Origin of the sequence: Marinibium conchae, from assembly GCF_015595035.1 — a bacterium.
Lineage (GTDB): Bacteria > Pseudomonadota > Gammaproteobacteria > Enterobacterales > Alteromonadaceae > Glaciecola.
Genome location: NZ_JADNRN010000001.1, coordinates 540,525 through 554,647 on the forward strand (window position 1 = coordinate 540,525; position 14,123 = coordinate 554,647).

Below are 14,123 nucleotides of genomic sequence, written 5' to 3' on the forward strand. Positions count from 1 at the left end.
TTATTTACGAATACATGTGACAAATAGGCTAGTTTTAAGTAGGATCTCGCGATTAAGGAAAACTCTGCACGGTTGCAGGCATTTGGAAGACTCAAATAAATGAAGAAAGTTTGCATGCCAACATTAGCCATATCCCTAAAATCTATGATAACTAAACTCATTCCGACTATAACCTTGGCAGCCGCAATTGTTGTATCACCTATTGCTATGGCTCAATCATTTGTGCCATCGGCCCAACAAATCGAGCAGTTTAAGAATCTCCCTAGAGCACAGCAGGAGCAGTTGGCTAAGCAGATGGGGTTTGATTTGTCTATGGTACAAGGTGGAGCGCAAGCTAAGAATTCTAGTCCTTCAAGTCAACAAGCCGATTTTGTAACCCGCGAAGTTAACACGAAAGAAGTTGCAAATGAACTTGCTAAGCAGAGTAACGTTGAGAGCGTGTCTGCAAGGCTTGAACCGTTTGGATACGATATATTCAAAAACAGGCAAGAAGCTGCGCAACCAGCTGCAAATACTCCGGTTCCCTCAAACTATGTTATTGGGCCTGGAGATTCAATTAAACTTCAATTGTTCGGTAAAGAGTCTGGCAATTTTGAGCTTGTTGTAAATAATGAAGGGAATATTGATATTCCGGAATTAGGGCCGCTGAACGTCGCAGGTATAAGTTTCAATGAACTAAAACAGTTAGTAAAAGAAAAATACGATCAACAAAAAATAGGTGTGACACCTTTCGTGTCGATGGGTCAGCTAAGGACTATTCAAATCTTTTTGGTTGGTGAGGTTTATCAACCAGGCCCCTTAATGATAAATAGCCTCTCGACTATCACGACTGCTTTGATTAACAGCGGCGGTGTCAATGATATTGGCTCATTAAGAAATATAGAACTAAAACGCAACGGTAACACTGTAGCCACTTTTGATTTATATGATTTGATCGTATTCGGCGATACGTCAAACGACATGAGGCTCGAACAGGGGGATGTTTTATTCGTTCCTACAGCACAGAATATCGTTTCAGTAGACGGAGAAGTTCGACGCCCTGCAATCTATGAAATGAAGAAAGGCGAGACTGTTTCAGACCTCTTAGAACTTGTTGGTGGTTTTCTTCCAAAGGCCGACAGAAGTTCGATGCAGCTTGTGCACAATTCTCTTACCGAAGGTTTGACAATTAAGACGATTGCGAGTGGTGATGAATCAGCTATGGCGCAAGGTCTAAAAAACGGAGATTTTCTTAGGGTTCCTACCGCAACCCAAGAGTTTAAAAACGCTATCATAGTTAATGGCGCGATAAATGTTCCCTCAATCATCGCGCAGAATGGCGTTAAGCTAGACCAGTTAATTACTAAAAAAACAATCCTTTCGAATTCCGATCTAGACTATGCTCTTGTCGCTAGAAAAGGGCGCTTTGACACGAAAACAACAATAATACAGTTTAAACCGAAGGACGTATTACAAGGTAAATTTAATCTCGAATTACAAGCATTCGACGAAGTTTTAGTGTTTAACAAGGTTGGACAAAACATTGCACGCGGAGCCGCGTCTGAAGTCGCGAGCGGTGATATAAAAAGTTCTGATGACGCTCTGAGAAGTGGCAGTGCTAGCTTTTTACAAGAAATTGAAACAGAAAGGTTTACAACAAAAGCATTTGATAAGAGTGCTACCACTGACTACTCTCGCAAGGCTCTCTTAGCACCGTTGATTGCTCGCTTGAAAAACGAAGCGACTACCGATGCTCCTGTTCAACTTGCAGAAGTTATTGGACAAGTTAAATTCCCAGGTATATATCCGATCGCACAACAGTTCGTTCTTAGTGATTTAATTGCAGCAGCAGGTGGCGTAAATGAGTCAGCTCATTTGGAATCAGCTGAGCTATCACGAGTCACAATGATTGATGGTGTGTCGGGAATTAAGCATCAAAAGTTGAGCTTACTTAAAGAGTTATCTCTGCCAAAGGAAAAACAGTTAGCAGTCGAATCAAAGGATGTGTTTAGTATCGTAAGGATACCCCAATGGTACGAGAATAATGTTATTGAACTCAAAGGCGAAGTTGTTTTTCCTGGGCGTTATCAAGTGTCTCAAGGGGAAACTCTTTCTAGTGTTATTGAACGAGCTGGAGGCTTAACAAGCAAGGCGAGTATTCGGGGCGCTGTGTTCAGTCGAGAAGAGTTAAAACAAAAAGAAAGAGAAAATATTGGTAAAACAGTTGAAGATTTGCGCCAACAGATAGCGAATAATAACTTGAGTAATAGTCAATTTTCTAAAACAATCGATTACGAAAATGCTACAGCAGTATTGGATGAGCTCAGTGAGGTAGAACCCTTGGGTCGCATGGTTATCGATTTACGCAGAATTATTGACGGTGACTCATCGGCAGATATTTTGATTAAAAATGGTGATGTTCTGGTTATACCGAATATCACGCCTGCAGTTTCAGTGATTGGCGAGGTGTTTGTATCTACGACCAACATGTTTGATCCTGCACTTTCGGTTAACGATTATATCGATTTGGCTGGTGGTGCCAGGGATTACGCAGATACCTCAAAAATCTATATTGTAAAAGCCAACGGTTCGATACAGATCCCCGAAGCTAGTTTTTGGTTTTCGTCAGGGCAGGAGAATGTATTAGAACCAGGTGACACAATCGTGGTTCCAAGAGATGTAACTAACTATGACAATATATCGTTGTGGCAGGGTATTACTCAGATAATTTATCAGAGTGCGGTGGCGTTGGCCGCTATTGGTTCGCTTTGATAAACATGTTAACTAAGAATATGAGGTGTACTCGTGAGGTTTTTGATACAAGCTCTGTTTGAAATTAATTTTTTTCGTAGAGAACTAAATGACAGAAAATAATCATAAGCAGAATTCTGAATTGAACGATAGGTCTCTGAACGATGATGAAATTGACCTAAGAGAACTATTTTCCGCGCTTTGGGCTGGAAAGGTCACCATAGTACTAAGCACGTTTGTGAGTAGCGTTATTGCTGTTTTCATCGCGCTTTCTATGCCGAATATATACAGAGCGGAAGCTTTACTATCACCGGTTAGTAGTGATGGTGGCGGCATGAATGGCTTGGCAAATAAGTTTGGTGGGCTTGCTTCATTGGCTGGTGTATCAATAGGCGGTGGGGGTTTTGATAAAACCACCATGGGTATTGAAGTATTAAAGTCTCGTACCTTTTTTGCTGATTTTGTTGATAAGCACCCTGTCATGGTAGATTTGATGGCTAGTAACGGTTGGGATTCAAACAACAATGAAATATTGATAGACCCTGAAATTTATGATGTAGCTAGTCAAGCTTGGGTCAGAGAAGCTAAAGCACCGAGAAAGTCAGAACCATCTGTTCAAGAAGCGTATAAAGAATTTAGGCAACTGTTGTTTGTTTCGCAGGATAAGGAATCAAGTTTTATAACTATTGCAATTGAGCATCATTCCCCCTATGTTGCCAAACAGTGGGTGGATTGGTTAATACAAGACATAAATAATACGATTCGCAATCAAGATGTAAAACAAGCCCAACGTTCAATTGATTATTTACTAAATGAAATAGAACAAACAAAGTTGTTAGAGTTACAAACAGGCTTTTTTGAGCTCATACAATCACAAACTGAAACAATTATGTTGGCTAATGCAAGCCCAGAATATTTATTTAGAACACTTGACCCTGCAGTTGTACCAGAGTTGAAAGCAAAGCCTAAAAGAGGATTGATTTGTGTTTTAGGTGCTTTTTTAGGTGTAATTCTTGGTGTACTTATCGTGTTAGTTTTGTATTTCGTACGATCTAGAAATGATAAAACGTATTGAATAATGGGAAAGTAATACTACCAATGTTATCTGAAGAAACCTTTAAAATCATTGTTGCTTCGACTCCACTAGTCTCGATCGATTTTGTGGTGCGCGATCTCCAAGGTAAAATTTTATTAGGAAAACGCGTAAATCGACCCGCACAAGGCTCGTGGTTCGTACCGGGTGGCAGAGTATTAAAAGGTGAATCAGTTGAACAAGCCTATAGTCGCTTACTTAAAATTGAGTTAGGCATGGATAAAACGTCGAGTTGTTTTAAAGGCGTCTATCAGCATTTTTATGAGGATAACTTTTCTGAGGAGCCATTCACAACGCATTATATAGTTTTGGCCTATGAAGTGATCTTTGATGGTACTACTGAGTCATTACCTGTTGTTCAACATAACGATTACCACTGGTTTTCAGAAGACATGTTGTTAGATGATGATGATGTCCATCTTCATACCAAATGGTATTTTCAGAAAGATAAACAAGCTGATATTTTGATTACAAATTTATAGTTAGGAATATAGATGATTACTCCCGTTATTATGGCCGGTGGCTCAGGCTCTCGCTTGTGGCCACTTAGTCGCGCTTTATACCCCAAGCAGTTTCTTGCTTTAACTGGTCAGCAAACTATGCTTCAGACAACGGTACAACGTTTGTCGAATCTTGATGTCAACGCTCCTTTGATTATTTGTAACGAAGAACATCGTTTTATTGTTGCAGAGCAATTACGCGAGTTGGATATAACAGGCTCAATAATTTTAGAGCCCGTTGGTCGTAATACAGCACCAGCAATTGCGCTGGCAGCTGAAGCGACAGTAAATGACAATGATCCGCTATTACTTGTATTATCCGCAGATCACGTTATTCAAAATACCGATGCCTTTACTGATGCAGTTAAAAGTGCAATCTCTCTTGCTCAATCAGGTAAGCTTGTAACGTTCGGCATTATTCCGACACAAGCCCATTCGGGTTACGGTTATATCAAGCGTGGTAATGCAGTATCAGGCTCAAGCGGTTATGACGTAAACGCGTTTGTAGAAAAGCCTGATTTAAATACCGCAGCTACCTATGTAGAAAGTGGTGAATATTATTGGAATAGCGGCATGTTTTTAATCAAAGCAAGCCGATACCTACAAGAGCTTCAAAAATATCGCCCTGAAATATCGCAAGCATGTAAAAAAGCTCTGGAGCATACTACGCACGATAGCGATTTTGTTCGATTAGACGCTGAAGCATTTGCTCTATGTCCTGATGAGTCAATAGATTATGCGGTTATGGAAAATACCAAAGATTCAGTAGTTGTTCCGTTAGATGCCGACTGGAATGATATTGGCGCTTGGTCTGCTTTATGGGACGTCAGTGAAAAAGACAAAGAGGGTAATGCAGCCTTTGGTGATACCCTTTTACAAAACACATCTAACAGCTATATTCATGGTGGAGATCGGCTTATAGCTACTATCGGATTAGATAGTGTTGTTATAGTCGATACGAAAGATGCCTTATTAGTGGCGTGTAAAGACAAAGTGCAAGATGTTAAGAAAATTGTTGAAAAACTGAAAGCCGAAAAGCGCAGTGAATTTAAAATCCACCGAGAAGTTTACCGGCCATGGGGTAAATATGATGCTATTGATAGTGGTGAGCGCTATCAAGTGAAACGTATTACTGTTAACCCAGGTGAAAAATTATCTATTCAGATGCACCATCACAGAGCTGAACATTGGATTGTTGTATCAGGCACAGCAAAGGTTACTAATGGTGACAAAACCTTTTTAGTAACAGAAAATGAATCAACATATATCCCTATTGGTGTAGTTCACGCCTTAGAAAACCCAGGTAAAGTGGCGCTAGAAATGATTGAAGTGCAGTCAGGCTCATACTTAGGTGAAGATGATATTGTTCGTTTTGCCGATCGTTACGGTCGAGCATAAGTAGTAAAATGTCAGAAAATTCAAAACTAGTTAGCTCAAATGTTATCGCACAAAGCGGCGTTGCTTTTGGCACCAGCGGCGCCCGAGGTTTAGTAGCCCAATTTACGCCTGATGTATGTGCAGCCTTTTCAGTTGCATTCATCGCGGGAATGAAACGCAATTTCAGTTTTAAAACTGTTGCTATCGCTATTGACAATCGCCCTAGCAGTTATGCGATGGCGCAAGCCTGTGCCAATGCGCTTAAAGAGCTAAATCTTGACGTTGTCTATTACGGTGTAATACCAACACCCGCGTTAGCCTATATCGCGCAAGCGGACGAAATTCCAGCTATTATGGTCACTGGTAGCCACATACCTTTTGACCGTAACGGTCTTAAATTTTATCGGCCCGATGGTGAAATCAGCAAAGCTGATGAGCAAGTAATTGTTACTGAAAAAATTGAATTTATTCCACTTGTAGGCACTGTTGAACTGACAGTAAATAAACGTGGGGCAGAAGAATATATCTCGCGTTATGCCTCTTTATTTTCGACGCCGTTTTTAACAGGTAAACGCATTGGTATTTATGAGCATTCAAGCGCAGGACGCGATATATATTACCGTATTTTTGAAACGTTAGGTGCCGAAGTAATTTCTTTAGGTCGAACAGAGCATTTCGTACCTATCGATACTGAAGCGGTGTCAGATCAAGACAAACAAAAAGCTGTCATGTGGTCTAAAGAGTATAGCCTAGATGCTGTTTTTTCAACCGATGGGGATGGAGATCGTCCACTAATATCAGATGAGAATGGTAATTGGTTACGTGGTGACATTCTTGGTTTGTTAACGGCCGATGCACTTAGCATTGAAGCTTTAGCTGTCCCTATCAGCTGCAATACAGCTGTCGAATTAAGTAATAAATTTGCTCATGTTGAGCGTACAAAAATAGGCTCCCCTTATGTTATCGCAGAATTTTCAAATTTAAACGAAAAGTTCAATACCGTAGCAGGTTTTGAGGCCAATGGCGGCTTTTTATTGGGTAGTGATTTGCAACTAAATGGGAAACCATTAAAGGCATTACCAACACGAGACGCTCTGTTACCGGCAATTATGCTATTATATGCCGCAAAGGAAGGTGTTATCTCAACTTTAGTTGATGCATTACCGAAACGTTACACACACAGCGATCGTATTCAAAATTTTGCCATTGAAAAAAGCCAAGCAATAATCGCACGAGGCAAGCAAGAACCTACAAAACTGTTAGCTCAAATAGGCTATTCAACGGCAGAAATTAAAAATATAGATGAAACTGACGGATTAAGAATTACGTTAATTGATAACCGCATTATTCATCTTCGTCCATCAGGTAATGCGCCAGAATTACGCTGTTATGCAGAGGCTGAAAATTATTTAAAGGCCAGTGAATGTGTTATTACGAGTTTGAAGAAAATTCGAATAATGTAATATTCTTGGCTAATGTTAGTCAGTATTAAAAAATTATTTTTTATTTTGCAGATACACGGCAAAGACTTAAAGTTAAGTATAGGAATGAAAAAATGTCAAAGAATAAAGTTGCATTAATTACGGGGGTTACAGGTCAAGATGGCTCTTACCTTGCTGAGTTTTTATTGGAAAAAGGTTATGAGGTTCATGGTATTAAACGCCGCGCTTCATCATTAAATACCGAGCGTGTTGACCATATCTATCAAGATAGCCATGAAAACAATCAAAGGTTTTTTCTGCATTATGGTGATTTAACAGACTCATCTAACTTAACGCGTATCATCAAAGATGTGCAGCCAGATGAAGTATATAATCTAGGCGCCCAATCTCATGTTGCTGTTTCTTTTGAATGTCCAGAATATACCGCTGATGTAGATGCAATGGGCACACTACGTTTGTTAGAAGCGATCCGCTTTTTGGGGTTGGAAAAAACAACTAAGTTCTACCAAGCGTCTACCTCTGAATTATACGGTGAAGTGCAAGAAATTCCGCAAAAAGAAACGACGCCATTTCATCCACGCTCGCCTTACGCAGTAGCAAAAATGTATGCGTACTGGATAGTTGTTAACTATCGTGAATCATATGGTATGTATGCATGTAACGGTATATTGTTTAACCATGAATCACCCCGCCGAGGTGAAACGTTCGTTACCCGTAAAATAACACGCGCTATTGCGAATATTTCACAAGGTCTAGAGACATGTTTGTACCTTGGAAATATGGATGCATTGAGAGACTGGGGACATGCTAAAGATTACGTTCGAATGCAGTGGATGATGCTACAGCAGGAAACCGCAGATGATTTTGTTATCGCGACGGGCAAACAAATATCTGTACGTGAATTTGTATCATTATCAGCTAGAGAAGTTGGTGTTGAGCTTGAATTTACCGGTGAAGGTATTGATGAAATAGCGACAGTTAAGGCTATCACGGGAGATAACGCATCAGCATTAAAGGTTGGTGATGTTATTGTGCGTGTTGACCCGCGTTATTTCCGTCCTGCTGAAGTTGAAACATTATTGGGTGATCCTTCTAAAGCGAAAGAAAAGTTAGGTTGGGTACCACAAATTACAGTAGAAGAGATGTGTGCTGAAATGGTACAGAATGATTTAAGTAAAGCAAAACAGCACGCATTACTAAAAGCGCACGGTCATAACGTAGCTATGTCAATTGAAAACCAGGGTTAACAGTATGACAGGGTTAAATACTAAGATATTTGTCGCGGGGCATCGAGGTATGGTCGGGTCGGCAATTGTTCGTCAGCTTGAAAAAAGTGGCCACACTAACATTATCACTCGCAGTCGATCTGAATTAGATCTAGCTAATCAACGGGAGGTACTTGATTTTTTTCAAGCTGAACAAATCGAACAAGTGTATTTAGCAGCTGCCAAAGTAGGGGGGATTGTTGCAAACAATACTTACCCCGCAGATTTCATATATGAAAACCTAATGATACAGTGTAACGTTATTCATAGTGCCCATCTATCAAACGTTCAGCAGCTACTTTTTTTAGGCTCTTCGTGTATTTACCCTAAATTAGCCGCGCAGCCAATGCAAGAAACTGCATTACTAACAGGTACACTAGAAGAAACTAACGAACCTTATGCAGTGGCTAAAATAGCAGGCATCAAACTATGTGAGAGTTATAATCGCCAATACGGACGAGATTACCGTAGTGTAATGCCTACTAACCTTTATGGTGCACACGATAATTATCACCCTCAAAATAGCCACGTTATTCCTGCATTATTACGTCGTTTCCATGAAGCAAAATTAAATGGTGATAAGAAAGTCGTTGCATGGGGTAGCGGCAAACCAATGCGTGAATTTTTATATGTTGATGACATGGCCGATGCTTCTATTCACGTCATGAATTTGGATAAGTCTATTTACGATGATAATACGGGGCCTACATTAAGCCATATTAATATAGGTACTGGGGTTGATTGTACAATCAACGAATTGGTTAAAACGATTGCTAAGGTTGTAGGTTTCACAGGCGATATCAAGTTTGATGTGACAAAGCCTGACGGTGCACCACGCAAGTTAATGAACGTTGGCAGACTTAAGGCATTAGGCTGGGAATACTCGGTGCCATTAGAAACTGGTCTTTCTAAAGCTTATGAGTGGTTTTTGAATAATCAAGATGAGTTTAGAGGTTAGAAATAAATGAGAATATTAGTCACGGGTGGCGCAGGTTTTATTGGTTCTGCTGTTATTAGGCACGTTATTAATAATACGAATGATTCTGTGATTAACCTTGATAAATTAACCTATGCAGGCAATTTAGAATCTTTATCAGAAGTTAGTAACTCAGAGCGATATAGCTTTGAGCACGCAGATATCTGTGACCGCATTGCATTAGAGCGTATTTTCTCTAAGTATAAGCCTGAAGCAGTAATGCATCTTGCTGCGGAATCTCACGTAGACCGGTCAATAGATGGGCCTGCTGATTTTATCGAAACTAATATAGTAGGAACTTACACGTTATTAGAAGCAACGCGTCAATATTGGTCGGAATTAGATTCTAAACAGAAATTAACTTTTCGATTTCATCACATATCAACAGATGAGGTATATGGTGATTTGGAAGGTACAACCGACTTATTTACGGAAACCAGCTCATATGAACCAAGTAGTCCGTATTCTGCTTCAAAGGCTTCAAGCGATCATCTAGTAAGAGCTTGGTTACGCACCTACGGCTTACCTACAATTATAACTAACTGCTCAAATAACTACGGTCCTTATCATTTTCCTGAAAAACTAATTCCATTAGTTATTTTGAATGCATTAGACGGTAAAGCTATACCGATATATGGTAAAGGAAATCAAGTTCGTGATTGGCTGTATGTCGAGGATCATGCGCGTGCTCTATACGAAGTTGTTACAAAGGGGGATATAGGCGAAACCTACAACGTTGGTGGTCACAATGAAAAACAAAATATAGAGGTGGTTGAAACTATTTGTCAATTATTGAATGAATTAGTGCCACAAAAAACTGACTATCAAGATCAAATTGTTTTTGTTAAAGATAGGCCTGGTCACGACCAGCGTTACGCAATAGATGCAAGTAAAATTGAACGAGAACTAGGCTGGAAACCAGAAGAAACATTCGAAACAGGTCTCAGAAAAACTGTTGAATGGTATTTGAAAAATAAGACTTGGTGCGAACATGTGCAAGATGGCTCATATCAGCGAGAGCGTTTAGGAGCGTAAAATATGAAAGGAATAGTTTTAGCTGGTGGCTCAGGAACCCGTCTGTATCCAATTACCCAGGGGGTTTCAAAACAGTTATTGCCAATCTACGATAAGCCAATGATCTTTTATCCTATCTCGGTATTAATGCTCGCAGGTATTAACGATATTCTAATCATATCTGCACCAGATGATATTGGCGGATATCAGAGATTACTTGGCGATGGTTCTCGATTTGGTATCAATATTTCTTATGAAATTCAGCTTACACCCGATGGATTAGCGCAGGCTTTTATTATTGGTGAAGATTTTATTGGTGATGACAGCGTTTGTTTAGTTCTTGGTGATAATGTTTTTTACGGTCAAGGCTTTTCTCCTAAGTTACTTAATGCGGCTTCAAGAGAGAAGGGAGCAACAGTGTTTGGCTATCAAGTTAAAGATCCAGAGAGATTTGGTGTTGTTGAGTTTGATAAGGCTGGTAAAGCTCTTTCTATTGAGGAAAAACCAAGCAAACCAAAATCCAATTATGCTGTTACAGGATTGTACTTTTATGACAATCAAGTTGTTGAAATTGCAAAGTCAATAAAACCATCACATCGTGGTGAATTAGAGATAACTTGTGTAAATAATGTATATTTAGAGCAAGAAGAATTGAATGTAGAGATGCTTGGTAGGGGGTTTGCTTGGTTAGATACAGGCACTCATGACTCATTATTGGAAGCGTCGTCTTTTGTGCAAACTATAGAGCATCGCCAAGGTTATAAAATTGCATGTTTAGAAGAAATTGCGTTCAACAACGGTTGGCTAACTTCTAAACAAATAGAGCAATTCGCACAACCAATGATGAAAAATAGTTACGGAGTGTATCTATTGTCACTTATAACTGCAGAGTAAAATTTATGAAAGTTTCATTTAATGAACAGTACAGTTTATTCCTAGATAAAGTTAAGGGTTTTACCGACGAGCCTATCTATCCTCACACAATAGAGTCATTTTTTGAGTCTCTCAATGATTGGTCTCAATTTCATTCACTTGAAGATGTTAAAAAGTGGTTTATAGAGAAGAGGAAGTCCTCCTCTCTCTCAGTAACAAATATTCCCCTAAATGAGGTGAGTGGATGGAAAGCGGATCCTTCGACTGGAAACATATCACATTGTTCAGGAGATTTTTTTACTGTTCATGGTCTTCGTGTTAATTCAAAAAATAGAGAAGTCGACATCACTTGGGAGCAACCAATTTTAGAACAGGTTGGCTATGACGGTGGTTTACTCGGTATTATAAAGAAAAGATTTAATGATGTTCCTCATTATTTGTGTGAGGCTAAAGAAGAACCTGGCAACTATGGAAAAGTACAAATAAGCCCAAGCTTGCAAGCTACTTTTGCTAACTTGAATCAAGCCCATGGAGGAAGGAAACCGCATTTCGCAGAGCTCTTTATGTCCAGGGAAAAAAATGAAGATTTGAATGTTTTATTTGATAGTTGGCTAGCTGAAGATGGTGGTCGTCTACACTTAAAAAGAAACAGAGGTATTTTATTAGAAGTGCCAGCAGATGAGGAAATAGAATTACCCAATGACAATTTTATATGGTTGAGTTTATATCAAATAAAACAACTGTTGACGGAGGATGCTTGGATAAACCCTCATGTAAGGGGGATTCTTGCACATGTCTAAAGTTATAAATATTGGTGTTATTGGTTGCGCCAACATTGCTGATAAGTATGTGATACCAGCAATACAATCCATGCCAGATGAATTTAATTTATTTGCTGTTTGTAGTCGCAGTGCCGAAAAGTCAGAGGTCTATGCAAAAAAATATGAAACACTAGGTATCGTTGGGTACGAGCAGCTACTGTTAATAGAAGATATTGATGCTGTCTATATTCCATTACCTAATAGTATGCATCATGAATGGATAAAAAAATCTTTACTTAAAGGAAAGCATGTTTTGGTAGAAAAGTCTTTAGCTTGCAGTTTAGGGCAGGTTGAAAGCTTGACATCCTTAGCAAAAAGCAAAGGGTTGGTGTTAATTGAGAATTTTCAATTTAGATTTCATCCACAATTAAAAGTTATTAAGGAATTAATTACTAGTGGTGAAATTGGAGCAATTAGAAATCTTAGAAGTAGTTTCGGCTTTCCTCCTTTTTTAGATGAGGATAACATTCGCTATTCTAAAGAATTAGGTGGTGGTGCGTTATTAGATGCTGGTGCATATCCAATAAAAGTTAGCCAAGAGTTGCTCGGTGAAGATTTATTTGTAGACTCAGCCACACTGAGCTACTGCGGTGAAAAACAGGTTGATATATGGGGCAATGCACAACTTAAAAGTGAAACAGGTGATGTTGTTTCTCAAATATCATTTGGATTTGATAATTTTTATCAATGTTCGCTTGAGATCTGGGGGTCTAAAGGGGTTATTAGAGCTGGGCGGATTTTTACATGTCCTCCATCTACAAATGCTACGATAGAGCTATGTAATGAGAATGGTAAAAAAGTTCTAACCGTGAATGCTGAAAACCACTTTGAGAATATGCTTCAGTACTTTTATAAATTGATCAATAAGGTCTTACCCGTTGAAGTGGAATATACTTCGTCTATTCATCAGTCCAAATTAATATCTGGAGTATATAAAAAATCTTATGAAAAATAATATATATGTTACACAGCCTTCTCTAGCGCCGCTTAATGATTTCGTTGACTTATTACAAGATACTTGGGATACAGGTATACTGACTCATAATGGTCCGTTGGTGAGAAAGCTTGAAGCAGACTTGTGTAAAACGCTTAACATAGAACATCTTTCCGTAGTTACCAATGGTACAGTTGCGCTTCAAATGGCAATAAAAGCATTAGAGCTGAAGGGTGAAATTATTACAACTGCTTTTAGTTGGGTCGCTACTATAAGTGCCATTAAGTGGGAAGGGTGCACACCTGTATTTTGTGATATTGATGAAGATACCTTTAATATTGATATCAAAAAAATAGAGGGGCTTATTACTGACAAAACTGTTGCTATTATGCCTGTTCATGTATTTGGTAATCCTTGTGATGTTAATGCGATTGAAATCATTGCAAAAAAACACGGATTAAAAGTAATTTATGATGCAGCACATGCTATGGGGAGTAAGATAAATGGTTCGAGTTTACTAGAGTTTGGCGATATTTCCGCAACAAGTTTTCATGGTACCAAGCTATTTAATACGGCTGAAGGCGGCGCATGCATTACTAAAAGCTTAGATTTAAGCAAAAAGTTAGAGCGGATACGCTTTTTTGGTCATGATGATAATAAAGACATTGTTGAAGATGGATTTAATGGCAAAATGACCGAAATTCATGCAGCGCTAGGTTTAGCTAATCTGAAGTATTATTCAGATGTGCTAGATGACCGCGAAGTTAAATATAAAAAATATAAGTCTGAACTATGTCAGATTGAAGGTATTGGCTTTCAAAAATTATCTATGGGGGAGATCAATTTTTCATATTTTCCAATAGTATTGAAATCAGAAGTAATGTTATTGAAAATTGAAAGTTTACTTAATGAAAACAATATATATCCTCGAAGGTATTTTTATCCATCACTAAATCATTTATCACAAATAGTGGATTATCAAGAGTGTCCCGTGTCTGAGAGCCTATCTACTAGGATACTATGCTTACCTTTATATAAAAGCTTAACTGATAATGAGTTAATGCGGATCGTTCGATTGATCAAAAGGTGTTTTTAATA

Annotated in this window: 12 protein-coding genes; all 12 read left to right on the top strand. The window is 38.9% G+C overall.

Annotated features, from left to right (window positions below):
• The first annotated feature begins 114 nt into the window (after positions 1 to 114).
• The 12 genes from ISG33_RS02225 to ISG33_RS02280 all read left to right on the top strand — a co-directional run bounded on the left by ISG33_RS02225 (position 115) and on the right by ISG33_RS02280 (position 14,121).
• Positions 115 to 2,751, top strand: a complete 2,637-nt coding sequence (locus ISG33_RS02225) for an SLBB domain-containing protein (RefSeq protein ID WP_229333425.1) — start codon at positions 115 to 117, stop codon at positions 2,749 to 2,751.
• 88 nt (positions 2,752 to 2,839) lie between these two features.
• The gene (locus tag ISG33_RS02230; RefSeq protein ID WP_195731928.1) at positions 2,840 to 3,805 is read left to right on the top strand and encodes a Wzz/FepE/Etk N-terminal domain-containing protein; all 966 of its coding nucleotides are present in this window, start codon (positions 2,840 to 2,842) and stop codon (positions 3,803 to 3,805) included.
• On the top strand, positions 3,802 to 4,305 hold the full coding sequence (locus tag ISG33_RS02235; protein WP_370545292.1) for a GDP-mannose mannosyl hydrolase: 504 nt from the start codon (positions 3,802 to 3,804) through the stop codon (positions 4,303 to 4,305). Before ISG33_RS02230 ends, ISG33_RS02235 begins: the two co-directional genes overlap by 4 nt.
• 12 nt (positions 4,306 to 4,317) lie before the next feature.
• Positions 4,318 to 5,721 (top strand): mannose-1-phosphate guanylyltransferase/mannose-6-phosphate isomerase, encoded by a 1,404-nt coding sequence (locus ISG33_RS02240; protein WP_195731929.1) that lies wholly within the window; start codon positions 4,318 to 4,320, stop codon positions 5,719 to 5,721.
• Between the two features lie 8 nt (positions 5,722 to 5,729).
• Positions 5,730 to 7,163 (top strand): phosphomannomutase, encoded by a 1,434-nt coding sequence (locus tag ISG33_RS02245; RefSeq protein ID WP_195731930.1) that lies wholly within the window; start codon positions 5,730 to 5,732, stop codon positions 7,161 to 7,163.
• A gap of 92 nt (positions 7,164 to 7,255) precedes the next feature.
• Positions 7,256 to 8,389 (top strand): GDP-mannose 4,6-dehydratase, encoded by a 1,134-nt coding sequence (gmd, locus tag ISG33_RS02250; protein ID WP_195731931.1) that lies wholly within the window; start codon positions 7,256 to 7,258, stop codon positions 8,387 to 8,389.
• Positions 8,390 to 8,393: 4 nt separating this feature from the next.
• Positions 8,394 to 9,365, top strand: a complete 972-nt coding sequence (gene fcl, locus ISG33_RS02255; protein ID WP_195731932.1) for a GDP-L-fucose synthase — start codon at positions 8,394 to 8,396, stop codon at positions 9,363 to 9,365.
• Positions 9,366 to 9,371: 6 nt separating this feature from the next.
• Positions 9,372 to 10,418, top strand: coding sequence for a dTDP-glucose 4,6-dehydratase (rfbB, locus tag ISG33_RS02260; RefSeq protein WP_195731933.1), 1,047 nt, complete (start codon positions 9,372 to 9,374; stop codon positions 10,416 to 10,418).
• Positions 10,419 to 10,421: 3 nt separating this feature from the next.
• Positions 10,422 to 11,291, top strand: a complete 870-nt coding sequence (rfbA, locus tag ISG33_RS02265) for a glucose-1-phosphate thymidylyltransferase RfbA (protein ID WP_195731934.1) — start codon at positions 10,422 to 10,424, stop codon at positions 11,289 to 11,291.
• 5 nt (positions 11,292 to 11,296) lie between these two features.
• A complete protein-coding gene (locus ISG33_RS02270; protein WP_195731935.1) occupies positions 11,297 to 12,070 on the top strand; it encodes an NDP-hexose 2,3-dehydratase family protein in 774 nt (257 codons plus the stop codon).
• Entirely contained in the window at positions 12,063 to 13,046 is a 984-nt protein-coding gene (locus ISG33_RS02275) for a Gfo/Idh/MocA family protein (protein WP_195731936.1), read from the top strand. The genes ISG33_RS02270 and ISG33_RS02275 overlap by 8 nt, the downstream gene beginning before the upstream one ends.
• The gene (locus ISG33_RS02280; RefSeq protein ID WP_195731937.1) at positions 13,036 to 14,121 is read left to right on the top strand and encodes a DegT/DnrJ/EryC1/StrS family aminotransferase; all 1,086 of its coding nucleotides are present in this window, start codon (positions 13,036 to 13,038) and stop codon (positions 14,119 to 14,121) included. The genes ISG33_RS02275 and ISG33_RS02280 overlap by 11 nt, the downstream gene beginning before the upstream one ends.
• The last annotated feature ends 2 nt before the right edge of the window (positions 14,122 to 14,123 follow it).